Raw genomic sequence first — 26,574 nt, 5'->3', positions numbered from 1 at the left:
TCAAAAATTTATCCAACACTACCTTCTAAACTTATTTCTAATAATTTTTGAGCCTCAACTGCAAATTCCATTGGTAACTTGTTAAGTACCTCTTTACTAAAACCATTTACAATTAAAGCGATGGCTTTTTCGGTATCGATACCACGTTGGTTACAATAGAAAATTTGGTCTTCACCAATTTTACTGGTTGTGGCTTCGTGTTCTATTTTAGCCGATTTGTTTTTAGCTTCAATGTATGGGAAGGTGTGCGCACCACACTCGTTACCCATTAATAAACTATCACACTGTGAAAAGTTACGAGCGTTTTCTGCTCTGGAGTTTATTTGAACCAATCCGCGGTAACTGTTTTGTGATTTTCCTGCCGAAATACCTTTTGAAATGATAGTCGATTTCGTGTTTTTACCTAAATGAATCATTTTGGTACCGGTATCGGCTTGTTGGAAATTGTTAGTTACTGCAATAGAGTAAAATTCACCTACCGAATTATCGCCTTTTAATACGCAACTTGGGTATTTCCAAGTAACGGCAGAACCTGTTTCAACTTGCGTCCAAGAAATTTTAGCGTTTTTCTCGCATAAACCACGTTTGGTTACAAAATTGTAAACACCACCTTTTCCTTCGGCATTTCCCGGGAACCAGTTTTGTACTGTAGAGTATTTAATTTCGGCATCATCAAGAGCAATTAACTCTACAACTGCGGCGTGTAATTGGTTTTCGTCGCGACTTGGTGCTGTACAACCTTCAAGGTAACTTACATAGCTTCCTTCATCAGCAATAACAAGGGTTCTTTCAAATTGTCCTGTTCCTGCTTGATTGATTCGGAAATAGGTTGATAATTCCATAGGACATTTTACGCCTTTAGGAATGTAACAAAAACTACCATCACTAAATACGGCAGAATTTAAAGCGGCGTAAAAGTTATCTTTTTGAGGAACAACCGTTCCAATATATTTTTTTACAAGTTCTGGATGCTCTTTTATAGCTTCAGAAATACTCATAAAAATAATGCCTTGTTCAGCTAATGTCTTTTTAAACGTCGTTGCTACCGAAACCGAATCGACAACCACATCCATCGCTACACCAGCTAACTTTTTTTGCTCGTCTAGAGAAATACCTAGTTTGTTAAAAGTGTCTAATAATTCTGGATCTACTTCGTCTAAACTATCGTATTTTGGTTTGCTATTTGGTGCCGAATAGTAAGAAATAGCTTGAAAATCTGGCTTCTCATAATTCACATTCGCCCAGTCTGGTTCAATCATGTCTTGCCAAATTCTAAACGATTCTAATCGCCATTCGGTCATCCATTCTGGCTCTTCCTTTTTCTTAGAAATAGCACGAACAATATCTTCATTTAACCCAACAGGAAATGTTTCAGATTGTATATCTGTGTAAAAACCGTACTCGTATTCTTTGGTTTTTAATTCTTCTCTTAAATCGTCTTCAGTATACTTACTCATTCTTCGATTTTATAATTTTGATAAGTCTTCCTTTTGGAAGATATAGAAAGGTTTTAAAGTGAAAATGATTCACCGCAACCACATGTTCTATTGGCATTTGGGTTGTTAAATACGAAACCTGTTCCGTTTAAACCACCCGAATACTCTAAAGTTGTACCAATTAGGTACAAAAAGCTCTTTTTGTCTACAATGATTTTTACACCATTGTCTTCAAAAATTTTATCGTCATCATTGGTTTCTTTGTCGAACTTTAAATCGTACGACAATCCCGAACAACCGCCACTTTTAACCCCTACACGAATGTAATCGCTAGCTGGGTTGTAGCCGTCATCGTTCATAAGCTCGATAACTTTCTTTTTCGCTGTTTCAGAAACTTTTATCATATAAATTCTAAATTGAGTGCAAATATACAATTTAAGACGCGGATTACCATATAACCTTACATTATATTAGTATATAGTTTTATAGCTTTTTCTTATGGATTTGTGAAGTTTGGATTACTGATAAATTCGTAATCCGATAATGTTAAAAGGAAGGCTTTTAGTGCTGCTTTATCATCATTGGTTAAGCCAACGCCACCTTGCGATACTTTTTTCATGAGTGGATCGATGGTTGAAGAATTTTTTAAACCTTCGGAGTAATGATTTATAACCTGATCGAGTGTTTCAAAGCGACCGTCGTGCATATACGGCGCGGTAAATGATAGATTACGAAGCGATGGTGATTTGAATTTTCCGTTATCGGCAGGATCGCCCGTTACGGCGCCTAAGCCTAAATCGGTAAAAGTTTCATCTAAACCATTATTATGGAAAATATTATCTGTCCATAACGGATTTTTATCACTACCATGACAATGAAAACAGTCGCCACGTTCTTCATCCATAAATACATTGAAACCCTCAAGTTCTTCTGGTGTTAAATCAGTTTCACCTAACAAATATTTATCGAATTTTGAATTTGACGAAATTAGAGTTCGCTCAAACTGAGCAATAGCTTTTACTACCAAAGTAGAATCGATGGTTAATGTTTGAAAAGCTTGCTGAAACAATTCTGGATATTCTGAATGCTCTTGTAATTTTGCTTCTACTTCTGGCCATGTGCTATTCATTTCATTAATGTGCACTACAGGTTCTAAGGCTTGATTTTCAAGGCTGAAGGCGCGTCCGTCCCAAAAGAATTTTTCGTCGTAATTCCAAGCTAAATTAAACAATGGCATGGAGTTTCGTGGGCCTAAAACACCATTAATGCCATCGCTAAACTGGTTAATATCTGTAAAAGCATTTTCTGGCGCATGACAATCTGCGCAGGCTTGCGTATTGTTTCCCGATAAAATAGGATCGAAAAACAGTTTTTTTCCCAAAGCAATACCTTCTTCGGTTTGCGGATTGTTAATAGGAATTACAGGGTCTATAATGTTTTCTGAAAATAGCGTTGGTATCTGTAAAGGGCTTTCGGTTGGTGCATCAACATAATTTTCGATGGGCTCGCTTTTACAAGCCACCAAACTTAAAATGAAACTGATATGTAGAAGCCGTGTTTTCAAAAAACTATTATTCAACCGATTTTAAACTGAATGCATTTTGTCCGTTTTCATACATCATAACTTGCGCATCATGGTTTGGCATTAGCATATTGTTTAGCTCAATTAAATCCCAAGTGTTTGGAGTTTTAAACCACTCGGCAATATTCATTTCAACGGTTACTGCAGTGTTGTTTGAGACGGTAATTTCTCCTAAATCTACTTCAATAAAAGTATCTGTAAATTGAAGTTCGTCACCCGAATTATCTACCGCTCTAATGGCGTGGTAAGCGTAGCCTACTTCCGCGGAAGCGTTATCGATAAACTTGCCTTCGAGTTGCATGTAATGGTAGCCGCCACCAAGCATTTCGGGAACGCTCCAAGAAGCTGCATTTAAATCTGGATAGTTTTGATAATTATCATCGTTATTGAAACCGAAAGTAAAAGACAAATTATAAACACCTGGCGGAATGCTTGCTGTTGGTGTAAACGACAACCCTTGATTGTTGGTTACATCTATTAAATAGTAGCCATCAAGTGAAAAACTAGCATTGTCGGTATTGGTTAAGGTGATGTTTGAAATTAAATAACGGAGTTTTTCTATACTCATTTGTTCGCCATTGGCATTGGTAAACTGAATTGTATTGAATTCGGAATTTGTTACGGAAATACCATCCCAAACATGCGTAAAGTTAAAGTTAACATTGGAATTTAAAACGTTATCATCTTTATCTTCATGACATGAAAAAAACATGAAACAAATGCATAATATTGAGGCTAAGTTTTTCATTGTAAGTTTATAATTAATAAATCTGTAAATCCTTTGTTTTCTGTAATATCGGTGTTGCTGCTACTAGATTCTCCAACGGCAACAAAACTACCATCATTAAGTTGTGCGGCATCGTATAAAAAATCTATGTCGCTGCCGCCAATGTTTTTTTGCCAAATCAAGTTGGCATTAGAATCGAGTTTTAATAACCATGCATCGTTTTGACCTTCATTTTTATCAACATCGCCATCGGCACTTCGGGAACTTCCAGAAATAAGCAGGCCTCCATCTTGTGTTTCGAAAACCGAACGACCAACATCAAAACTGCTTCCGCCAAAAGTTTTCTCCCAGATTAAATCGCCATTGTCACTAATTTTTACAACCCATAAATCGGCAGCACCATTATTAAAGCTAACGTTTCCATTGTTACTTCTAGTATCTCCAACAATCACATAATTATTGTCTGTTGTTTTTATTATCGCTCTTGCTTCATCAATTTCGGTACCACCAAAAGATTTTTCCCAAAGCAATGCGCCTGTTTCCGATATTTTCACAACCCAAAAATCGTAAGAACCAATATTTCCCGCAATGTCAACGTCGTCACTATCGGAGGAGCCTACAATTAAATAACCATTATCGTTGGTTTGTACTACACTGTAAGGTGTATCGGTAAATGAACCGCCGTAATAATTACTCCATTGTTTATTGCCAGAAGCATCGAGTTTTATGGCCCAATAATCGCCACCTGCATGCTTGATGTTTTGTTGTTTGCTAATACCTTCACCTCCCGAAGCAGTGACGTCGAGTACACCGATGAGCAAAAAGCCATTATCAACCGTTTCAATTAGAGAAGTACCATTATCATCACCTATAAATCCGAAGTTTTTTTGCCACAATATCTCACCTGAAGTATCTAGCTTTAGCAACCAATAATCTTTAGCGCCAGCGTTTTCAGCAACATCAAAATCATCACTTTTGCTAAATCCAAAAATAGCGAAGCCACCATCTTGTGTTTGGATGATTGAGGTTCCTCTGTCGTCATCACTTCCACCAAAGGCTTTTTGCCATTGCAATTGATGGTTCGCAGTATATTTTAACATCCAAAAATCGAACGAATCGTTAGTCTTTCCAACGACATCAAAATCGTTACTTTGTGTATAACCTAAAATGGCATAACCACCGTCGGAAGTTTTTGTAATAGCTTGAGCATTGTCATTTTTACTTCCACCAAGTGTTTTTACGAATTGAATTTGAATGTTTTTCTTGGTTTCATCATTTTCTGAAGCACAACCTAGTACCATCAAAATGATAGTGAGAGAACCTAGAATAGCTTTAAAAGCCTTCATTTAAAAATTTGGATTTAGTTTGCGCTCTTTCTAACAATAAAAAGACCTCCTTCAATATCGCTAATAACAATATTACCACTTGCAAAGTAGGGATACACATTCCATGCGCCATTAAAATTGGCATTATTATTGGCCGGATAAGTATCGAAATAACCCACTTCGGTCATGTTAGTATTTGCAATATCAGAAATATCGATTACACGCATACCTGCGCGATAACTAGCTTGGTAAAACAAATCACCTTTTACATAACCATTATGATCTATCGCTAAGAAATCGGATAAATATTGCATATGAAAACTAGGATTGTCTAAATCGGTTAAATCGAAAACCAAAGTTCTGGTGTTGGTTCCTGTATTAACCTCATCTAACTCATCACCCAAAATAAAATACTTAAAATCTTCGGTAAACCAACCTTGATGCGTATACTCTACATTTGCATAACTAATAGTTGAAATTACGGATGGATTAGACTTATCGGTAACATCGGCAATAACCACTTCGTTTTCATTACTTCCAATAAGTATTTCCTTGCCAGCATAATCGGCATCTGGACCGTTATAGGTAACCACTTGCGCATCGTGACTATAGCCACCGTCTAGCATACCGCCTTCAACCACTGGACTTACAGGGTTTTGAATATTTACAAAAATAGGACCGCCCGCATAAGTAGATGTTCTGCTAGCACCAACAATATAAGCATAGCCACTCGCTTCGTTTATAACAATATTATGTGAGCTTCCAAAATCGGTTAAATGCGCATCGGCTGTAAAGGTTTCTGGCGCATTTGCTACGTTGCGAAGTTTAGTTAAATCGAATACTTGCATACCATGTTCTCCTGCCCTATCTGCCACAACAAACACATAATTATTATAAACTTTTACATCGCGCCACGCGCTAGAAATAGTAGCTGTTGGCAATTTACCAAGATATACGGGGTTTAAAGCATCGGTAATATCAACAAAACCTACACCATTATTTACACACATTATGGCATATTCTTTATTGTTCGCAATGTCCGTCCAACCCCAACAATCATTACCCTCAGTAGCACCGAAAATTGACAAAGGTATATGGGCGATTAAATCGTAATCGTTACATGGATAAACATCGGCAAAACCATTTTCGCAAGCCGCTAAAACCGTTACAGGTTCTTCCTCTTCTTCTTCGCAGGCATCACCAATTCCATTATTATTTTCATCTTCTTGAAGCGGATTTGCAATGGTTGGGCAATTATCAACCGCATCATCAACACCATCTCCATCGGCATCAACAAATTCTGCTTCGCCTAATGGTTCGGTTTTACACGACTGAAACACCACTAACGTAAGACTAACTAAAAAAATGAAACAAAATGATTTAAGGCGTATATACATCTTTTTTAATTAATAACTAATAAATTTTAGTTTTGGTATAAATATAGTAAAAACGAAAATAGCTTCTTATTTTTGCAACATGATTGAAGACAAAAACCAACAACGCACGCAATTAAGTGATTTAGGTGAATTCGGATTAATAGACCACCTTACCAAAAACTTTAAAATTAAACACAAATCAACAATAAAAGGTATTGGAGACGATGCCGCTGTGCTAGATTTTAAAAAACAAATTGTAGTGACTACCGATTTATTGGTTGAAAGCGTACATTTTGATTTAAGCTACATGCCATTAAAACATTTGGGATACAAATCTGTAATTGTAAACCTATCGGATGTGTATGCTATGAATGCTGAAGCGACTCAGGTAACGGTTTCAATTGCGGTATCAAACCGATTTCCTTTAGAAGCTCTTGAAGCCATTTATGCAGGTATTGAAACCGCTGCTAAAATTTACAATATTGATGTTATTGGAGGCGATACCACCTCATCGAACACCGGATTATTAATTTCTGTAACCGCAATTGGTGAAGTTGATAAAAGTAAATCAGTATACAGAAACGGCGCCAAACCAAACGATTTATTGGTTGTTAGTGGCGATTTGGGCGCTGCCTATATGGGCTTGCAAGTGTTAGAACGCGAAAAAGAAGTTTTTAAAGTAAACCCCAACAATCAGCCAGATTTAGAACCTTACACTTATATTGTGGAGCGCCAGTTAAAACCTGAAGCCAGAAAAGATGTGATAAAATTATTGAGTGACTTAGAAGTTAAACCAACATCAATGATTGATATTAGCGACGGTTTATCGTCTGAAATTATGCATTTGTGCAAACAAAGTAATGTTGGATGCGATTTATATGAAAATAAAATTCCTTTGGACCCTCAAGTGATTTCAACTTGCGAAGAATTTAATATAGATAGCACAACAGTTGCCCTAAATGGTGGTGAAGATTACGAATTACTATTTACCGTTTCGCAGGACGATTATCCTAAAATAAAAGCCAACCCAAATTTAAGTGTTATTGGTTTTATTAAAGAAGAAAAAGAAGGCTTGCATTTAATAACTCGAGCAGATACTAAAATTCCGCTAAAGGCACAAGGCTGGAAAAATTTTAAAGACTAAATGGTAATTAAATCGCCTACAACTAATGGTGGTGTAGATATTGACGTTGTAGCGGGAATTTGCCCATGACGTTTAACAAACATTGAAGCCAACACATCGTTAATTTCGCGATAAATTGGCGTGAGCTCTACTAAGTACCCATTGCTATTTGTGGTTAGTTCTTTTTTACAATATTTGCACCGATATTCTTTTACATGATAAGTAACATCTCTAGACACTTGGTAATGATGCCCAAAGAATTTACATTGAAGGTTTTTCATTTACTATCCAAATCTTTTTAATTAGTTAATTAGAGACTATTAAACTAAAAAAAAAGACGGATAAATTTAAACGGCTGAGGCGCTAATCGACGAAGTGACAATTTTATCCTGTAAACGCTGATTACGCACTGCATGAATTTTCTCTAAAACCTCGTTTATCTCTTTAAAATTAGGTGTTAGCGCAGTTAAATCGCCATTACTATTTGTAGTTAATTCCTTCTTGCATTTGCTGCAAGTGTATTCTTTAACGTGTCGTGTAACTTTTTTTGTTACGTGGTAGTCATGCCCAAAAATATTACAGTAAATTCGAGGCATTAACGCTGCTTTGATAGGTGAATAATTTCTCATAGTATTTGATTTGGATTATAAACCTAAGAAAAAAATTCAAAAACACGGTAAAATGTTATATTTTTTCGATGAAATGCATTGCGGTTTTTAAAAATGCCTGCGAATTCTCGATATAACTCATATGGCCGTCTGGAAATGAGACGATTGCACAGTTATTTAATTCGGCCTGACGTAAAAGTGATTTATAAAACAAAACAGGGTCTTTTTCTCCTGCAATAATTAAGGTTTTAAATTTAGCCACTTTCAATACATGCTGTCTATCAGGTCTTGCTTTCATGCCTTCTAAGGCCGCAATTATACCTTGTAAGGGTGTTTTTAACGCTTCAGTTATAGTTTCTTTAATTTGCGCTGCGTAAAGGGTGCGGTTTTTAGGCCAAAATAAATTAGCAATCGCCATTCTTATAAAAAGTTCATGATTAGTTTTAACAGCTTCAATCGCTCGATCACGGTTTTGTTTTCTTTCTATAGAATCTTCCTCAGCAGTCGAATTCATTAAACACAAGCCCGAAACCAATTCTGGCCACTTTTCGGCGAAAGCCAAAGCTACATAACCACCCATTGAATGCCCAATAAAATGCGCTTTAAATACATGTAATTCCTTTAAAACGGCATAAACCACCTCTGCCATAAATTCCATAGTATGCACGTAACCAAAACAGTCCGTTTTACCGTGTCCTGGCAAATCTATACATACGACACGATGGGTTTTACTTAAACTAGAAATAAAGGGCTGCCACATGCCACTATGCTCTAAAAACCCATGCAACAACACTAAAGTATCACCATCACCTTCAGCAGTATAAAAAACAGTGGCTTCTTTAAAATGTAACGTCATGCAATTAAGCCTTTACTTTTTTAATAGCGGTAAATGCTTTATCCACATATTCGTCTTCAACCAAAATAGTAAACTCGTTGGTGGTTGAAATAACTTCGTACAACACCACTCCTTCCCAAGCTAAACGCTTAAAAAAGTGATAATATAAACCTGCAATTTTAGAATTATCTTTAGGTAAATTAATACTAATAGCAGTTAAACCATCTTGTACAGCTAAAAACGTTTCGTTTTGTAATTGGTTTTCAATAAAACTTTTTAAACTACTTGATATTATAATGTTACTTTCATGAATACCGCGTGTAAACGTGTAAAATAATTTAGATTCTTGATTAATGCGCTCAAGAATTTTAGCATGGTTATCAATTATAGTATCGGAGTTCTTAACCGTAAAATCGGTTAAATTTGAGCGCACCGTAATATCGCCCAAATTTTGAATAACCCGCTTCATTTTAATAGAATTCGATAACGCCACCGGTGGGTTGTAACGCCTTAAAGCCATCATTATAGCTCCTGGTTTTACCTCTTTTTTAAGCATTTGGCTTATAGGCTCGGTAAGCTCAATGGCCAAGGCACTAAAATTAATAATGTTTCGAGATAGCGCTTCTTCTAGGTACGGCTGCGATATTAAAATATCTTCTACACAATTGGATACTGTCTTCATGTTAATTATTTAACAATTTGTGTAAAAATAAATCTTTTTTATTAAAAACATAGTAAATTCTAAAACTAGTTATAATTTAGCATCAAATTAATTGAAAATGAAGGTATTGAAATTTGGAGGAACCTCGGTAGGTTCGGTAAAAAATATGAGCAACGTTAAAAGCATTATTAACGATGGCAACAAAAAGGTAGTTGTACTATCGGCAATGTCTGGCACAACCAATGCTTTAGTAGCTATTGCTCAACATATTCAAGAAAAAAACCCACATGAAGCTTTAGAAAACATAAACAAGCTTCACGAAAAATATACTGCAACTATTAACGAGTTATTACAAGAAAAAACGTTAAACTATAACGTAAAAAGTTATGTTAACGATGTGTTCGACTTTTTAATAGAGTGTACTTATAAAACCCACACCCAAGCCTTAGAAAACAAAATTTTGGCTCAAGGCGAATTGCTTTCAACCTATATGTTTAATAGCTATTTGGCTCAAGAAGGCATTAGTGCTGCGTTATTACCTGCCTTAGATTTTATGCGTATTGACGAGCACAAAGAACCTAACTTTACTTATATAGAAGAAAAATTTGCCGAAGTAATTAAAAACGCTGGCGAAGCAGAAATATACATTACACAAGGTTTTATTTGTTTAGATGCAGATGATGACATATCGAACCTGCAACGCGGCGGAAGTGACTATACAGCAACCATAATTGGTGCTGCCATAAAAGCTGAAGAAGTACAAATTTGGACCGATATTGATGGGATGCACAACAACGACCCACGTCATGTAGAAAACACTAGACCAATCTCTAACTTGTCGTTTGACGAGGCTGCGGAATTAGCCTACTTTGGCGCCAAAATTTTGCATCCGCAAACTATTTCTCCAGTTAGAAAAGACCAAATTCCTGTACGCCTAAAAAACACTATGGATCCGGAAGCTTATGGCACATTAATTTCTGAAGAAACTTCGGAAAACGGCGTAAAAGCTATTGCTGCTAAAGATAATATTACTGCTATTAAAATTAAATCGGGCAGAATGCTACAAGCACACGGATTTTTAAAACGTGTTTTTGAAATTTTTGAAGTTTACGAAACCGCAATCGATATGATTACCACCTCTGAAGTTGCTGTTTCTTTAACTATAGATGACGATAAAAACCTAACTAAAATATTAAGCGAACTTGAAAAATTCTCGACTGTTGAAGTTGACACAAACCAAAGTATTGTTTGCTTAGTTGGACATGCCGTAGTGAACCACCAAGACACCTTTAAGTTATTCCAAATACTTCAAGATGTTAAAATAAGAATGATTTCTTATGGTGGAAGTAACAACAACATTTCACTATTAATTGATACCAACAAGAAGATTACCACACTACAAAAGCTAAATAATTATTTATTTGAATTAGTCACTCTGTAAATCACAAATTTAGCGTGGAAAAAAGGGATTGTTAATACAATCCCTTTTTATTTTTTAAGAATTCATAATATCCTCAATTTCATCGGCTTCAATAGGTATGTTTTTCATTAAGTTAATTGGTTCGCCTTGTTCTTGAATTACCACATCGTCTTCTAAACGAATACCAAAGCCTTCATCTGGAATATAAATACCTGGCTCCACGGTAAACACCATATTAGCTTGCATTGGGTCGGTTAAAATACCGTAATCGTGTGTATCTAAACCAATATGATGCGATGTACCATGCATAAAATATTTTTTATAAGCTGGCCACTCAGGATTTTCATTTTGCACATCGGCCTTATCAAGCAATCCTAAACCTAAAAGTTCTGATGTCATTAATTTACCAACTTCCACATGATATTCTGCCCAATCGGTTCCTGGTAAAAGCATTTTAGTCGCTTCATTCTTTACGCGGTTTACCGCATTATAGACTGCTTTTTGGCGATCGGTAAATTTACCTGAAACTGGTATTGTTCGGCTTAAATCGCTCGAATAATTTGCATACTCGGCAGCCACATCAAATAAAATTAAATCGCCCGCTTTACATTGTTTGTTATTTTCAATATAATGTAATACGTTGGCGTTATTTCCAGAAGCAATAATTGGCGTGTACGCAAAACCTTTTGATCGGTTTCGTAAAAATTCGTGCATAAATTCGGCTTCAATTTCGTATTCCCAAACATCTGGTTTTACAAAACTTAAAATTCTACGAAAGCCTTTTTCGGTAATATTACAAGCCTTTTGCATAAGCTTGATTTCTTGTTTTTCTTTAACCGAACGCAAACGCTGTAAAATAGGCGCGCTTTTGGCTACACTATGCGCAGGATACTTTTCTTTAAGCCATTTTGTGTATCTATCTTCTCTAGTTTCAAGCTCAACGTTAGCGCGATAATGTTCGTTGGTATTTATATAAACAGTGTCGCATTGCGTCATCAATTCAAACATCACTTTCTCCATATCTTGCAACCAATACACTGTTTTAACGCCACTGGTTTTAAAAGCCGATTCTTTGGTTAACTTTTCGCCTTCCCAAACAGCAATATGCTCGTTAGTTTCTCGTAAAAACAATATTTCGCGGTGTTTTTCTTTAGGGCAATCTGGAAAAATAACCAAAATACTTTCTTCTTGATCTACACCACTTAGGTAAAAAATATCGCGATGTTGGGCGAATGGCAAGGTGCTGTCTGCACTTATTGGATATATATCGTTAGAATTAAAAACTGCCAAACTATTAGGTTGCATTTGTGCTGCAAATTTGGCTCTATTTTTTATAAACAACTCACTATCAATAGGTAAATATTTCATATTTAAGTTTGTATTTTTATTTGTGTAATTTTACAAAGCTACAAAAAGCAAAATAGCTTAATAAATGATTTAACAAAATGCTAAATGTTCTTCAATTTGCTTCTTTAAAACCATTCTAAATACGTACCAAAAAAGGAGGTAAAGTTTGTTAAAAATTGCTTTGAGCCGTACATTTGTTAGATATAAATAAACTAAAAAAATAATGGGCGGATTTTTTAAATCTTCAATAGGAAGAAAAGTAGCCATGGCACTTTCGGCGTTCTTCCTTATGGTATTCTTACTACAACACTTCGCAATTAATTTATTATCAGTTTTTAATCCAGATGTATTCAACGAAGTATCTCATTTTATGGGAACAAACCCAATGGTACAATTTGCATTACAACCGGTTTTAATTTTTGGTGTTGTGTTTCATTTTATCATGGGATTTGTATTAGAAATTAAAAACAAGAAAGCACAAGGTGTTGCTTATGTAAAAAACAATGGAGCTGCAAATTCTAGTTGGATGAGCAGAAACATGATTTGGAGTGGTGCTGCAATTTTAGCATTTATTGTACTTCATTTTATCGATTTCTGGATTCCTGAAATTAACACAAAATACATTCAAGGTGATTGGTCTGGAACACTTGAAGGTGTTGAAGGCTTTCGTTATTACGAAGAGCTTACTCACAAATTTGTAAGTCCTATTCGCGTAGGTGCTTATGTATTAGCCTTTATATTTTTAGCATTGCACTTATTACACGGTTTTACATCGGCGTTTCAATCGGTTGGTGCTACTGCTGGTCGTAAAAAAACATTACAAAGTATTGGTAAAGCTTACTCAATTATAATTCCGTTAGGATTTATTTTCATTGCACTTTATCATCATTTTAACCATTAATCTTAAATAATATGGCTTTAAATTCAAAAGTACCAAAAGGTCCAATTAAAGATAAATGGACAACTTATAAAGATAAAATCAACTTAGTAAATCCTGCAAACAAACGTCTTATCGATGTTATTGTTGTAGGCACAGGTTTAGCAGGAGGTTCTGCCGCTGCAACCCTTGCCGAGTTAGGATATAACGTAAAAGCATTTTGTTATCAAGATTCACCGCGTCGTGCACACTCCATTGCTGCCCAAGGTGGTATAAATGCTGCGAAAAACTATCAAGGTGATGGCGATTCTACATACCGTTTATTTTACGATACTGTAAAAGGTGGCGATTACCGTTCTCGTGAAGCTAACGTTTATCGTTTAGCTGAAGTGTCGGCAAACATTATCGACCAGTGTGTGGCTCAAGGTGTTCCTTTTGCTCGCGATTATGGCGGATTGTTAGACAACCGTTCATTTGGTGGTGTATTGGTATCAAGAACGTTTTACGCTAAAGGACAAACAGGTCAGCAATTATTATTAGGCGCATATTCTGCAATGAACCGCCAAATTGCTCGTGGTAAAATAGAAATGTTTAACCGCCACGAAATGCTTGATGTTGTAAAAATTGATGGTAAAGCAAGAGGTATTATTGCTCGTAACTTAATTACTGGCGAAATTGAACGTCATTCTGCTCATGCTGTTGTAATTGCTTCAGGCGGTTACGGAAATGTGTATTTCCTATCGACTAACGCTATGGGAAGTAACGCTACTGCGGCTTGGAAAATTCATAAAAAAGGCGCGTATTTCGCAAATCCATGTTATACACAAATTCACCCAACTTGTATTCCACGTTCTGGTGATTATCAGTCTAAATTAACATTGATGTCTGAGTCGTTACGTAACGATGGCCGTATTTGGGTACCAAAACATATGGATGATGTTATTGCGATTCGTGAAGGCAAGAAAAAACCAACCGATTTATCGGAAGACGAACGCGATTACTACTTAGAGCGTCGTTACCCAGCTTTTGGTAACTTAGTACCTCGCGATGTGGCTTCTCGTGCTGCAAAAGAGCGTTGTGATGCTGGTTACGGTGTTAATGCAACTGGTGAAGCCGTTTATTTAGATTTTGCTTCGGCCATTCAACGTTACGGAAAAGAGCAGGCTAAAATTCATAATATTGAAAATCCTTCAGCTCAAAAAATATACGATTTAGGAAAAGCTATTGTTGAAGCTAAATATGGAAACTTATTCCAAATGTATGAGAAAATCGTAGATGAGAATCCATACGAAACTCCAATGATGATTTATCCTGCAACCCACTACACCATGGGTGGTGTTTGGGTAGATTACAACTTAATGACTACCGTTGATGGTTTATACTGCATTGGTGAAGCTAACTTCTCCGATCACGGTGCTAACCGCTTAGGTGCTTCGGCATTAATGCAAGGTTTAGCCGATGGTTATTTTGTATTACCTTACACTATTGGCGATTATTTGGCTAACGAAATTCGTACTGGACAAATCCCAACAGATACCCCAGAATTTGACGAAGCCGAAAAAGAAGTTAAAGACAGAATTGATTTCTTTATTAATAACGAAGGAGAACACTCTGTAGATTATTACCACAAAAAATTAGGACAAATAATGTGGGATAAATGCGGAATGGCTCGTAACGAACAAGGCTTAAAAGAAGCTATGAGCGAAATTAAAGCTCTTCGTGAAGACTTCTGGAAAAATGTAAAAGTTCCAGGAAACGCAAATGAAATGAACCCAGAACTGGAAAAAGCTGGACGCGTTGCCGATTTCTTAGAACTTGGTGAACTTTTTGCTAAAGATGCTTTAAACAGAAACGAATCTTGTGGCGGACACTTTAGAGAAGAATCTGTTGAATTAGATGGCGAACAAAAAGGCGAAGCAAAACGTAACGATGAAGCGTTTACTTATGTTGCTGCTTGGGAATATAAAGGCGAACCTGCCGATGCTGTATTACATAAAGAGGAATTAGAATTTAACGATATCGAACTGAAACAACGTTCATACAAATAAGAAAGGTTATGTCAGATAAAGGAATGAATTTAACATTAAGAATCTGGAGACAGAAAGACTCTAATTCAAAGGGTCAAATGGTTGATTATAAAGTTACCGAAATTTCAGAACATATGTCTTTCTTAGAAATGATGGATGTTCTAAACGAACAATTAATTGCACAAGGTGAAGAGCCTGTAGCTTTCGATCACGATTGTCGTGAAGGTATTTGCGGTATGTGTTCTATGTACATTAATGGTGAAGCTCACGGTCCAGATCGTGGTGTAACTACCTGTCAATTACACATGCGTATGTTTAACGATGGCGATACCATTACTATTGAACCATTTAGAGCAGCGGCATTCCCTGTAATTAAAGATTTAGTTGTAGACAGAACATCTTTTGATAGAATACAACATGCTGGTGGTTATATATCGGTAAACACATCTGGTAACACACAAGATGCGAATGCCTTACCAATCTCAAAACATGCTGCCGATGAGGCTATGGATGCTGCAACTTGTATTGGTTGTGGTGCCTGTGTTGCAACGTGTAAAAACTCGTCTGCAATGCTATTTGTTGGTGCTAAAGTATCGCAATACGCACTATTACCACAAGGACAAGTTGAAGCCGCCGATCGTGTTAAAAACATGGTAGCACAAATGGACTTAGAAGGCTTTGGTAACTGTACAAATACAGGTGCTTGCGAAATTGAGTGTCCAAAAGGTATTTCGTTAGAAAATATTGCACGTATGAATCGTGAACTAATGAAAGCTTCGGTTTCATAATCCGATAAACAACATATAAAAAAACTAAAAGCCTAAGTATCTTTACACTTAGGCTTTTTTTATTGATTAATTTAGCTACATTTATTTTTTAAAACCAATTGCGCGTATTAACCACAATGCAATACCCACTTTAAATAGATGCTAAAACAAGCCCCAATATGTATTCTGTTATGTTTAATTGGATATCTAGCAAATTCTCAAACCCAATTACAACAAAACTGGTTTAATGAAAGCGAACTACTAAAACACGTTAAAACGTTGTCATCAGATGCTTTTGAAGGTAGACGCACTGGAACAAAAGGCGCTGAAAAAGCTAAAAAATATATCATTAATCAATTTCACGCACTTGGAGTAAAACCTTTAACCAATAAATACAGTCAGGATTTTTCGTTTGGTCGTCGCACAAAACAATACGAAGCCACCAACGTTTTAGGTTATATAAAAGGCACAAAACACAAGAAAAAATATATTGTAATTAGTGCGCATTACGATCATGAAGGCATTAAACAAGGTCAAATATACAATGGTGCCGATGATAATGCTTCGGGCGTTGGTGCTTTATTTAGTCTTGCAGAATACTTTAAAAACAACCCGCCAGAACATACCGTAATTTTAGCCGCTTTTGATGCTGAAGAACTCGGTTTAAAAGGCTCAAACTATTTTACAAAAAACCCTTTGGTTCCGCTTCGAAATATTATCGTAAATCTAAATTTAGACATGATTAGCAGGAGCGAGAAAAAGGAGCTATTTGTTGTAGGCACCGAAACCAACGAACATTTTAAAAGTATTATTGAAAGCTACAAGAAAACACCAGATTTTAAACTGGTTATAGGTCATGACTCCAACGACAAATTAGAAAACTGGACGTACTCATCCGATCATGCCAACTTCTATAAAAAGGATGTTCCGTTTTTATATTTTGGGGTTGAAGACCATAAAGATTATCATGAACCTACTGATGATTATGAGAACATTCTCCCAAAGTTTTACATAAAAGCCGTAAACGCCATAATTTCAGTTTTTAAAACTATCGATACAACGCTTTAAAAAAAAGCCTTCAACTGAATATTTCCAGTATGAATAACGCGACTGGTTTCTGTTTTTCTACCAAAATAACTCAAATTTAAATCGAGATATTTGGTTAATTTTTTCTGAGCTAAAAGGGTCCAAGTAAAATTTGTTCCAGGTTGTAAACCTTCAAGCATTTGATAGGCTACTGGTGTATTAGCATCACCTTTAAAAGTATTAGAAAAATAATTAAATTCACCGTTTAAAGCACTTTTTTGACTACTAGCCAAACTAAAAGAAACACCATACTTTTGTTGCTCTAAATATTCTAAATCATTAATTGTATTGTCTTTATTGGTATATTGATAAAACAAATCGAAACTAGAATTGCCGCCAAATAAATACGATATTTTAGGATTAATACGAAACTGATTTATATTAAAGTTTTTACTAGAATAGTTTTCGCTTTCGCTTTCGTTTTTATCGTGAGCCGTTAAAAAATTAATCAGCCAACTCTCTACAATTTTATGGTTAAAATTTAATTGATGACTTCGCAACCTACTTGCCAACGAACCAACCGACAGATAACTTTGCGTGGTATTATCTAAAAACGTGTACGAGGTGGTATAACACTGTTTACCACGATTAAAAAAGAACACATTTCTAAAATTTAGCTGTAATCCCAATTGGTTTTCTTCGTCTTTTTTAAAAGGATTCAAATTAAATGTATCTCCTACGCGTCTATTTTTTCTATCGATTAAATAACTAGTTTGATTGTAAAAATGTGACAAAAACTTACTCAGCTTATTTTCACTAACCGCCCAAGTTGCTGGATTTAACGACAGCGTTCCACTAAACTTATTTTGGTGAGTTTTAATATAAACTTGATTTGGTAAAAGCACTCGAATGTAAGTACCTTGATCGGTAAATGGTGCCACTTCAAATTCTTCGAGTTCTTGTATGCCGTTGTTATTATAATCAATCCATGCATAGCTTCCTTGTCCGGGTTCTACTTCAACATAGGTGAAATCTTGTTGTGGTAAACGCCCAGAGTTAGTTTCGTAATTCAGGTTTAATTGAGCTATTTGCTTAAAAAAATGTTGACTAAACTGCATGCGTGAGTTTACCGATTGTTCATCTTCAAAAGCTTCATCATCATAATTTAGTTTTCGGTAATTAGCAAATAATAATAAATTGGTGGTTTTATTCTGTATAAGTTTAGATTTTAAATAATAGGTATTCGAAGCATTTACACGCTGTAAACTATTATTTTTAATGCTATCGTTTACGCGATGTTTATAACCTATTTCAGCAAAAACCTTAGTACTATCTCCTACCCCAAAATAGACATTGTACGATTTAAATCGCTGACTTAAATCGGTTAAATTTTGTGTAGCTTGCTCGCGTTGTTGGTTATCTTCAATGGCATATTTTGTACCTAACCAACTTTTTTTCATATTATAAATAAGTTGATTGTACGAACGCAGAAACTTCGATTCGTTTGAGGCTGAACTTGAATTTAAATAACTTGAATTTGAAACCACCAAAAATCTATTAAACCTAAACTGCGCATTAAATACGTGCCTGTTTCCGTTAAATCCGTTTGAAAAATTTAAATGTTGAAATTTATAATTTGCCACACCATGTTTATTATGCAACATATTAGCGCCAGCATTCATTAAGGTTTGGTTTCCTAACCCAAAACCAATGCCTGTAATGTTATTAACATCTAAATTCCAGTCCCGATTAAATTCTGGTGTGTATAACCCTTCAATATTTCTAAAATTACTCGAAATATAATCAGCATCAATAAAAGCATTCACACTGTAAATACTGTCTTTTTTAACGATAGCTTGGTTTATGGCTAACTTTCCGGCAAAACCATTATTATCATCATCATTTACATCAGAAAATAAATTTAAATCGTTTTTACTTACTGAAGCTTCAAAATTAACTTGGGTATTTTCAGTTGGTTTATAACTACCATTTACAACAGCTATTTGTAATTTTGTAGGCGCTACAAGCTGTGTAATTGGCGCATAACCGCCTAAATTTTCGCCCACATATTCGTAAATATTATTAATCGCATTACTGTTACTTAAAACATAATCGCCTTGATTTTCACCAACATAACTAAAAGTTACTAAATACAGTTCGTCCTCAGGGTTGGTAGAAAACACAAAAGCTTCGTTACCATCAATAAGGTTTTTTGTGTATAAAATTCGGTTTTCGTCGTATTCTTGTTGTGTTTCAGATGGAGCCACCATTAAACTAGCATCATCGCCAGCATTAGCTAAATTAGCGACTTGTTCTTCAGATAAATTTTGCTGTAAAGGCTGATTTTTAGAATCGTTTTCAGAATACACCGAAACGCCTATTTGTAACTTTTCACTGGCATAATTGCTTCCTCCGTAGGCCACAAATCGGGAATAATTACGATCGCTAAATTGGTAATCGACCGTTATACGCATTTCGGAAGTTATAGGAAACGTTGCGTTAAACGTAATTTCTCCGGCGTTATAATCGATAATATAATCTTCGCTTTCGCCACGTTTAAGCGCTATACCATTTACATAAACCGTTTCACTACCCGACACCACCAAAACATACAATTCGCCATTTTGCCCTTGCAATTTATAAGGCCCTTGGTTGCCTTCTTGTGCCACAAATTGACTTGTTGTAAATTGCCCTCGAACAATAGCTCCTGCTGCAAAAATATTTGTTTGGTTGTCGGTTTCACCTAAATCAACATTAAGATTTAAACCCTGTACACGTTTAGAAAAATTGGCAAAATACGAGTTGTTATTTACCAAATCGATATCGCCTGCACGTACGCGCCAACGCTCGCTAAACAACTCAATAAATACTTGATCGAACTCATCTAAACGCTGGCTGTAACCACTTTCTTGCAAAGGCACATTAGCATCTTGAATAGAGGCTCGCAGCGATACTTTATCGTTTAATTTACCTGTAATTTGTAAATCTAACTCGCTATTTAATACCGAATTTTGGTTATTCCCTACCGTAACGCCACGAGCAATACTTCCCGATGTATTTAAACCATTAAAAGGTACAAAAGTATTCTCGCTATTACTTTGGGTAAATTTATAGAGTTGATTTTGAGCATTGCTATTCTCAACAATAATACTTTCGTCGAGTTGCTGATAGGTTTTGGTTAAAAATTCTGGAAACTTTAAATACTCAATAATAACCGAATCGGTTTCAATAGGTTGTTTAAAAGTTAAAATGGCCTTCGGAAAATTAACCGAATACATCGAACTATCTAACAAAACCTCAGTTTTTGTTTTTATAAAAAAGTAATTGGAATTTAAACTAACGCAATCAATTACAATGGTATCTTTAACAGCAACTTTTTTAACTCTGTAATTTGAGGTGTTATTCTGCGCAAGTGCGCAAAACCCTAAGAAAAACATCAAAATAGCAACAGTTAATTTCATTTGTTACTTAAACTAAAAATAGATTAAATTATTTTGTTTCCCTTCATTTTGAAAACATCAAAAACCCTCTTAAACCTCTATAATTTAAACAAATAGAAAAAACCCTTTCAAATTACAACCAGAAAAAAACTTTAAAATCTCTTTAAATTTAATAGTGTAAAAGTAACGTATTATTTATTTTAGCTGAAACATTAAACTTATTAAAATAAAACGCCAAATTTTAATTTGGAGGTTTTACAAACACCACAATTATGAAAATTATTTCCTATAACGTTAACGGTATTCGCGCTGCATTAAACAAAGGTTTTATAACCTGGTTAGAAGCTGCAAACCCCGATGTTATTTGCATACAAGAAATTAAAGCTCTTAAAGAACAACTCGATTTAGATGTGTTTACCAATGCTGGCTACAAATACCAATATTGGTTTAGTGCACAAAAAAAAGGCTATAGTGGTGTTGCTATTTTAAGTAAAATTGAACCTAAACATGTTGAGTATGGCACGGGAATTGAGTCAATGGACTTCGAAGGTAGAAACCTGCGTGCCGATTTTGATAAATGTTCGGTTATGAGTTTGTATTTACCATCGGGAACTAACGATGCACGATTAAGCCATAAATTTGAATACATGGATATGTTTCAAGACTACATTAACAACTTAAAACAAAGCGTACCAAACCTAATAATTTGTGGCGATTACAACATTTGTCACGAAGAAATAGATATTCACAACCCAAAAATGAAAGGTGTTTCAGGGTTTTTACCCGAAGAACGCGAATGGCTAGGTAACTTTATTGATAACGGATTTATAGATTCGTATCGCTTTTTAAACCCCAAAAAACAAGAATTTAGCTGGTGGAGTTACCGCGCCAATGCTCGTGCTAACAACAAAGGTTGGCGTTTAGATTATGCCATGGTTTCACAACCCTTACAAGAAAATATAAAAAGAGCCGTTATACTCACAGATGCAGTGCATAGCGACCACTGCCCTATTTTAGTAGAAATAAACCAATAAACAATTCAAATCAACTTAATTTTAATTTACATGCTTAAAAAAATCTCCATTTTGTTACTTATAGCGGTAGTTTTAACCGCATGTGTTTCGCCAAAAATTTATAAAGAACTGGAAGACAAATACAACACCTTAAAAAAAGAAAACCGCGACCTGTCTACCAATAACGAAATGCTAGAAAGCGCCAGAAATATGGCCGAAAACGAATTAAAGCAACTAAAAAAAGCCTATAACGAAGCCGTAACCGAACGCGACCAATTAAGAGCCGATTACGCCGCAACCAAAGCTAACTTAGATGCCTTAAAAGCCTCTTACGAAGCCTTAGAAAAAAACAGTTCGGCAGCCATTGCTAAAAACTCAGAAAAAAACAGAGAACTTTTAGCGCAACTAGAAGCCAAAGAAGATGCACTTGCAGCAGAAAGCGCTCGTTTAGAAAATCTTAAAAATGCCTTAGCCGAACGTTCTAACCGCGTAGCAGAATTAGAAAAAGTTATTGCCGATAAAGATGCTGCCATGAGTGCGCTTAAAGATGCTATTTCACATGCTTTAACCGATTTTGAAGGTAAAGGTTTAACCGTAGAACAACGTGATGGCAAAGTATACGTTTCAATGGAGAATAAACTACTTTTCAGTTCTGGAAGTTGGGCCGTTGGTACCGAAGGACGTCGTGCTGTACAGCAATTAGGAAACGTTTTAGGCGAAAACCCAGATATTGCCGTTTTAATTGAAGGCCATACCGATAATGTACCCTATTCTGGTAACGGACCATTAACAACCAATTGGGATTTATCTACCAAACGCGCCACTGCTATTGTAAATATTTTACGCGAAAATCCGCAAATAACTCCAGAAAATTTAACCGCAGCTGGTCGTGGAGAATTTGCTCCAGTAGCTACAAACAGCACACCAGAAGGTAGAGCAAAAAACCGTAGAATTGAGGTGATTTTAACACCAAAATTAGACGAACTTTCGCAGCTATTAAACGAATAAAATAATAAGTGCGTTACCACAAGGGTCGGGCTTTACGCTATATCTTTTTTGTGCCCTTATGCACAAAAAAGGATGCCGCTGCAATCCCTAACGCAAACCTTAACACAGTTTTAAACCTTTCAGTTAAAAATCAACTGAAAGGTTTTTTTATCTTTATCGTTTAGTAATAACAGTAAAAATTGTTATTCCACATTACAAAACGGAATCCATTAGCAATTAAAAGTTTCAATAATAAGATGCTGAATCAAGTTCAGCATGACAAAAGGAGTAAAATGAAATACACAAACCTACCAAATACCAATATAAAAGTTAGTAAAATTTGTTTAGGTACCATGACATTTGGTAACCAAAACACCGAAGCCGAAGGCCATGAGCAACTTAGTTACGCGCTCGACCAAGGTGTTAATTTTATAGACACAGCCGAAATGTATCCCGTTCCTGCAAGTCCAGAACATCAAGGTGCAACCAGTAAAATTATTGGAACATGGCTTAAAAAAACAGGCAACAGAGACCAAGTTGTTATTGCCAGCAAAATTGTTGGTAGAATAAGCGATTATACGGCGCATATAAGAAGCGGCGGATTAAACGAAGCGTCGATTGAAGAAGCTGTAAATAAAGAATTAAAACGCCTTCAAACCGATTATATCGATTTATATCAAATTCACTGGCCAGAACGTTTAACAAACACTTTTGGCGTACGTAATTACAAGCACGACCCAAGTGACGAATGGCAAGAAAACTTTTATGAAGTTTTACAAGCGCTTGATAAACAAATTAAAGCTGGTAAAATTAGGCATGTAGGCTTAAGTAACGAAAAAGCTTGGGGCATGATGCGTTTTTTACAAGAGCACAAAACCCACGATTTACCGCGAATGATAACCACGCAAAATCCGTATTCGTTATTAAACCGAACTTTTGAGGGTGATAATGCCGAAGTTTCTATTCGAGAAAATATCGGGCTGTTAGCCTATTCGCCAATGGCGTTTGGTGTGCTTTCTGGTAAATACATAAAAGGTGTAGCCGAAGATGATGCGCGTTTAAAATTATTCCCAAGATTTGCACGTTACAGTAGCGCACAGTCTACCATGGCAACTCAAAAATATTTAAAAATTGCTGAAGATAATGGTTTAACTCTTGCACAAATGAGTTTAGCATTTGTGACACAGCAACCATTTGTAACGAGCAACATTATTGGTGCCACCAAAATGAATCAGTTAAAAGAAAATATAGCGAGTATAAATGTAACTTTAAGCGATGCTATTTTAGAAGACATTGATGCTGTAAATGCCGAAATACCTAATCCGGCACCTTAATAAAACAAGTTGTGTATAATTTACCCAAACCCAAAACTGAATGAAAAAAGTTTATATTTTGATACTACTATTTGCAATTTCGAGTTGTGGAAATCAAACTGAATTGCAAACCCAAATTGACCACTTACAAACTCAAAACGATAGTCTTAAATCGGAACTGAAAAAGTATGAAAACAAATATGTGTTTGATAATGTAAAGATTAAGCATTATCCGATTAATGGCAGTCAAGTAAAAAAAGGAACGAAATATTACGGAGAATTTGTTTTTGTTCCTGATGTTAGAGACGACTATTTACTGTTTGGAACGGAAAGAGATGAATCAAAACAGGGTTATGAAATTAAAAATCCGATTACTTTAAAAACGGAAAAAGGAGATTTTGGAGCTTATAGGTTTGAAATAGATATTGTGAGTGATACGACAAACTTACTATTCAAACCTTTAATAAAAAATGAACTTTCATTGAAACACCAAAATGCAGGATATAGTGGAATAATGATTTCGGACAAACTAATTGTGAATTAAAAACTATGCACAACAATTGCTATAATTCATTGCGGTTGAATTCCTAATCGGAATTCACCACAATTTTGCTATCTTTCGACTACGGCGGAAAGAATCCTGCGGATTTTTCCCCAACGAAATCATAGCCGAGACCGTCAATCTCAACTTATATCTTAAACCTTCAAGGAATATTTAATTAGTAAATCTTGAAGGTTTTTTTAAATGCTTAACCGTTGATAAGAAAAAACAATTTACAAGCTGTAACCTTCTCCAAATTTCAGGTTTAAACTAATGCCGTGGCTATTACCTAAAGGCGAATTATTTGTAGCTATATTGTAATTGTAAATAAAGCGTAAATGTTTGCCAAGATAAAGACCCGCTAACAAATTAAAGCTTGATGATGTTCTGTAACCACCACCAACTTCAAACTTGTTTTTAACACTAACAGCAACATTAAAATCGATTTGTATTGGCGCACCCTTTTCGTACTTAATAAGTATGTTGGGTTTTATCATGATGTTATCGTATTTGTTGCTAAAAAAGCGATAACCTAAATAACCGTAAGCCGGACTTGAAAGTCGAATATTTTGTTCGCTAGCCAATTTATCGCCCATAATGTTTGGAGCAGAAATACCAACATAAAACGACGCATGGTTGTATAAAAAGCTTAAACCAATAGTAGGTATGCTGGCGTTAACATCTTCAGCAAAACTAGGGTCGTTTAGTATGTTAAGTTCGGTTAAATTGTCCTGAAATTGTTGCAAACCTGCCGTTAACCCAAACGACAAAACGTTTTGGGTGTAATGCTGCCAATACGGACGATCGTTTCTAAAATCGAAGAATATTTTATACGAAAACGCAGCAAAAACGCTTGTAGATTTAGTGACTCCAATTTCATCTCTAACAATGCCGCCTCCAATGGCTAATTTTTCATTGTTTAAATTACCATGACCACTAAGCGACAGTGTTCGTGGGCTACCATCAAAATCATTAAAAAAGCCGTTGTTTCCTAAGACAATTTCCGTACTTCCGCCAAGACCAGCATAGGCGCTATTTATAATAAACGGATTGTAATTATATTCTGAAAATAACGGACTCTGTTGGGCGTTAAGGTTTGTAAAAATACAAACAAACGCTATTGTAAATAAAGTTTTTATATTTTTAATATGTCTCATTGTATTAGCGCTTAATAACTACAAATCCTTTTAATTTTTTTAAGTTATGTGTTCCCGAAATTTTGATATCAAAAAAGTAGGTGCCACTTGGTAAATTGCCCGCTCCTGATTTACTCATGCGATTGGCAACACCTTTAAACACGTTGCTCGTATTATTGTAATTGGAAATAGTAAATACTAAATCGCCCCATCGGTTATAAATATTTACGGTGTTATTTGGACTGTTTTCTATACCAACAATTTCCCAAAAATCATTGATGCCATCGCCGTTTGGAGAAAAGCCATATTTAGATTCTGCTAACGGAATAGGAAGCGTTTCTGTGATGAAACTTTCTTCCGAACAACCTGTCGCGTCACCATCTACATTATATGGCGTAATGGTTACAAAAATCTCCGTGTTTTCAGGTAAATCTGAAGCTAAATCATAAGTTGAAATGTCACCCACATCAACATTGTCTAAAATATCATTGCCTCCAAAAGTTGTTCCAACGGTTAAACGATATCCTGAAGCATCGGTAACGGTATTCCAAGATAAATCCGTAGTAATTGCAACATCAGTAGCGCCGTTAACTGGATTTGTTAAACTCGTACAGTTTGGTGGTGTTGGAAGTGTTTCTGTGGTAAAACTTTCTTCCGAACACCCCGTAGCATCACCATCTGTATTGTATGCTGTAATGGTTACAAAAATTTCGGTGTTTTCAGTTAAATCTGAAGCGAAATCATAAGTTGAAACATCACCAACATCAACATTGTCTAAAATATCATTTCCGCTAGAAGTCGTTCCAACGGTTAAACGATAACCTGTGGAGTTGGTAACGGTATTCCAAGATAAATCCGTAGTAATTAAAACATCAGTAGCGCCGTTAAGCGGATTTATTAAACTCGTACAGTTTGGTGGTGTTGGAAGAGTTTCTGTGGTAAAACTTTCTTCCGAACAACCCGTAGCATCGCCATCTGCATTATAAGGTGTAATAGTTACAAAAACT

24 protein-coding genes are annotated in these 26,574 nt (G+C 35.6%); 10 read left to right on the top strand and 14 right to left on the bottom strand.

All coding sequences use genetic code 11. The annotated features are described in order from the left end of the window. Window positions 1-8: 8 nt before the first annotated feature. From sufB to PK35_RS12975, 6 genes are all read right to left on the bottom strand, one after another. Complete coding sequence (gene sufB / locus PK35_RS13000; protein WP_044626997.1) at window positions 9-1,457, bottom strand: Fe-S cluster assembly protein SufB; 1,449 nt, start codon at window positions 1,455-1,457, stop codon at window positions 9-11. 53 nt (window positions 1,458-1,510) lie between these two features. Then, entirely contained in the window at window positions 1,511-1,840 is a 330-nt protein-coding gene (locus PK35_RS12995; protein ID WP_044626996.1) for a HesB/IscA family protein, read from the bottom strand. 92 nt (window positions 1,841-1,932) lie between these two features. Then, window positions 1,933-3,000 (bottom strand): cytochrome-c peroxidase, encoded by a 1,068-nt coding sequence (locus PK35_RS12990; RefSeq protein WP_117624678.1) that lies wholly within the window; start codon window positions 2,998-3,000, stop codon window positions 1,933-1,935. 7 nt (window positions 3,001-3,007) lie between these two features. Continuing rightward, complete coding sequence (locus PK35_RS12985) at window positions 3,008-3,766, bottom strand: MbnP family protein (RefSeq protein WP_044626995.1); 759 nt, start codon at window positions 3,764-3,766, stop codon at window positions 3,008-3,010. Next, complete coding sequence (locus PK35_RS12980; RefSeq protein ID WP_117624677.1) at window positions 3,763-5,091, bottom strand: hypothetical protein; 1,329 nt, start codon at window positions 5,089-5,091, stop codon at window positions 3,763-3,765. The genes PK35_RS12985 and PK35_RS12980 overlap by 4 nt, the downstream gene beginning before the upstream one ends. A 14-nt stretch (window positions 5,092-5,105) precedes the next feature. Next, complete coding sequence (locus PK35_RS12975; RefSeq protein ID WP_052825989.1) at window positions 5,106-6,467, bottom strand: choice-of-anchor B family protein; 1,362 nt, start codon at window positions 6,465-6,467, stop codon at window positions 5,106-5,108. Between the two features lie 79 nt (window positions 6,468-6,546). Between PK35_RS12975 and thiL the strand changes: the two genes are divergently transcribed. Next, entirely contained in the window at window positions 6,547-7,590 is a 1,044-nt protein-coding gene (gene thiL, locus PK35_RS12970) for a thiamine-phosphate kinase (protein ID WP_044626993.1), read from the top strand. On the opposite strand, the gene PK35_RS12965 is transcribed toward thiL, so the two are convergent. From PK35_RS12965 to PK35_RS12950, 4 genes are all read right to left on the bottom strand, one after another. Continuing rightward, window positions 7,587-7,850: a hypothetical protein gene (locus PK35_RS12965; protein ID WP_044626992.1), complete on the bottom strand. Its 264-nt coding sequence runs from the start codon at window positions 7,848-7,850 to the stop codon at window positions 7,587-7,589. The genes thiL and PK35_RS12965 overlap by 4 nt on opposite strands. Before the next feature lie 66 nt (window positions 7,851-7,916). Continuing rightward, a complete protein-coding gene (locus PK35_RS12960; RefSeq protein WP_238320917.1) occupies window positions 7,917-8,198 on the bottom strand; it encodes a hypothetical protein in 282 nt (93 codons plus the stop codon). A gap of 55 nt (window positions 8,199-8,253) precedes the next feature. Then, entirely contained in the window at window positions 8,254-9,033 is a 780-nt protein-coding gene (locus tag PK35_RS12955; protein ID WP_044626991.1) for an alpha/beta fold hydrolase, read from the bottom strand. A gap of 4 nt (window positions 9,034-9,037) precedes the next feature. Beyond that, window positions 9,038-9,694 (bottom strand): hypothetical protein, encoded by a 657-nt coding sequence (locus PK35_RS12950; RefSeq protein ID WP_044626990.1) that lies wholly within the window; start codon window positions 9,692-9,694, stop codon window positions 9,038-9,040. A gap of 97 nt (window positions 9,695-9,791) precedes the next feature. Between PK35_RS12950 and PK35_RS12945 the strand changes: the two genes are divergently transcribed. Continuing rightward, a complete protein-coding gene (locus PK35_RS12945; protein WP_044626989.1) occupies window positions 9,792-11,114 on the top strand; it encodes an aspartate kinase in 1,323 nt (440 codons plus the stop codon). A 54-nt stretch (window positions 11,115-11,168) separates the two neighbouring features. On the opposite strand, the gene PK35_RS12940 is transcribed toward PK35_RS12945, so the two are convergent. Next, complete coding sequence (locus PK35_RS12940) at window positions 11,169-12,461, bottom strand: aminopeptidase P family protein (protein WP_044626988.1); 1,293 nt, start codon at window positions 12,459-12,461, stop codon at window positions 11,169-11,171. A 202-nt stretch (window positions 12,462-12,663) separates the two neighbouring features. Here PK35_RS12940 and PK35_RS12935 point away from each other — a divergent pair, with 202 nt between their 5' ends. The 4 genes from PK35_RS12935 to PK35_RS12920 all read left to right on the top strand — a co-directional run bounded on the left by PK35_RS12935 (window position 12,664) and on the right by PK35_RS12920 (window position 17,179). Further along, window positions 12,664-13,341 (top strand): succinate dehydrogenase cytochrome b subunit, encoded by a 678-nt coding sequence (locus tag PK35_RS12935; RefSeq protein ID WP_044626987.1) that lies wholly within the window; start codon window positions 12,664-12,666, stop codon window positions 13,339-13,341. 11 nt (window positions 13,342-13,352) lie between these two features. Next, a complete protein-coding gene (locus PK35_RS12930; RefSeq protein WP_044626986.1) occupies window positions 13,353-15,365 on the top strand; it encodes a fumarate reductase/succinate dehydrogenase flavoprotein subunit in 2,013 nt (670 codons plus the stop codon). 23 nt (window positions 15,366-15,388) lie between these two features. Then, window positions 15,389-16,132 carry a succinate dehydrogenase/fumarate reductase iron-sulfur subunit gene (locus PK35_RS12925; protein ID WP_044627141.1) on the top strand — a complete coding sequence of 248 codons (744 nt, stop codon included), beginning with the start codon at window positions 15,389-15,391 and terminating at the stop codon, window positions 16,130-16,132. 138 nt (window positions 16,133-16,270) lie between these two features. Beyond that, complete coding sequence (locus tag PK35_RS12920) at window positions 16,271-17,179, top strand: M28 family peptidase (protein ID WP_044626985.1); 909 nt, start codon at window positions 16,271-16,273, stop codon at window positions 17,177-17,179. On the opposite strand, the gene PK35_RS12915 is transcribed toward PK35_RS12920, so the two are convergent. After that, on the bottom strand, window positions 17,176-20,598 hold the full coding sequence (locus tag PK35_RS12915; protein ID WP_044626984.1) for a hypothetical protein: 3,423 nt from the start codon (window positions 20,596-20,598) through the stop codon (window positions 17,176-17,178). The genes PK35_RS12920 and PK35_RS12915 overlap by 4 nt on opposite strands. Window positions 20,599-20,849: 251 nt before the next feature. On the opposite strand from PK35_RS12915, the gene PK35_RS12910 reads away from it, so the two are divergent. From PK35_RS12910 to PK35_RS12895, 4 genes are all read left to right on the top strand, one after another. Continuing rightward, window positions 20,850-21,611, top strand: coding sequence for an exodeoxyribonuclease III (locus PK35_RS12910; protein WP_044626983.1), 762 nt, complete (start codon window positions 20,850-20,852; stop codon window positions 21,609-21,611). A gap of 30 nt (window positions 21,612-21,641) precedes the next feature. Continuing rightward, a complete protein-coding gene (locus PK35_RS12905; protein WP_044626982.1) occupies window positions 21,642-22,598 on the top strand; it encodes an OmpA family protein in 957 nt (318 codons plus the stop codon). Between the two features lie 272 nt (window positions 22,599-22,870). Then, window positions 22,871-23,911, top strand: a complete 1,041-nt coding sequence (locus PK35_RS12900) for an NADP(H)-dependent aldo-keto reductase (RefSeq protein ID WP_044627140.1) — start codon at window positions 22,871-22,873, stop codon at window positions 23,909-23,911. Window positions 23,912-23,951: 40 nt separating this feature from the next. Next, window positions 23,952-24,434 (top strand): hypothetical protein, encoded by a 483-nt coding sequence (locus PK35_RS12895; protein ID WP_044626981.1) that lies wholly within the window; start codon window positions 23,952-23,954, stop codon window positions 24,432-24,434. 230 nt (window positions 24,435-24,664) lie between these two features. Here PK35_RS12895 and PK35_RS12890 read toward each other — a convergent pair whose 3' ends face one another. Together PK35_RS12890 and PK35_RS12885 are read right to left on the bottom strand one after the other, a co-directional pair. Then, window positions 24,665-25,588, bottom strand: coding sequence for a PorP/SprF family type IX secretion system membrane protein (locus PK35_RS12890; protein WP_044626980.1), 924 nt, complete (start codon window positions 25,586-25,588; stop codon window positions 24,665-24,667). A 4-nt stretch (window positions 25,589-25,592) separates the two neighbouring features. After that, the coding region (locus PK35_RS12885; protein WP_044626979.1) for a T9SS C-terminal target domain-containing protein at window positions 25,593-26,574 on the bottom strand (982 nt) is incomplete at its 5' end.

Origin of the sequence: Neotamlana nanhaiensis, assembly GCF_000943555.1 — a bacterium.
GTDB classification, from domain to species: Bacteria; Bacteroidota; Bacteroidia; order Flavobacteriales; family Flavobacteriaceae; genus Neotamlana; species Neotamlana nanhaiensis.
The sequence above is the reverse complement of the archived record's forward strand: the minus strand, read 5'-3'. Positions and strand labels throughout refer to the sequence as shown.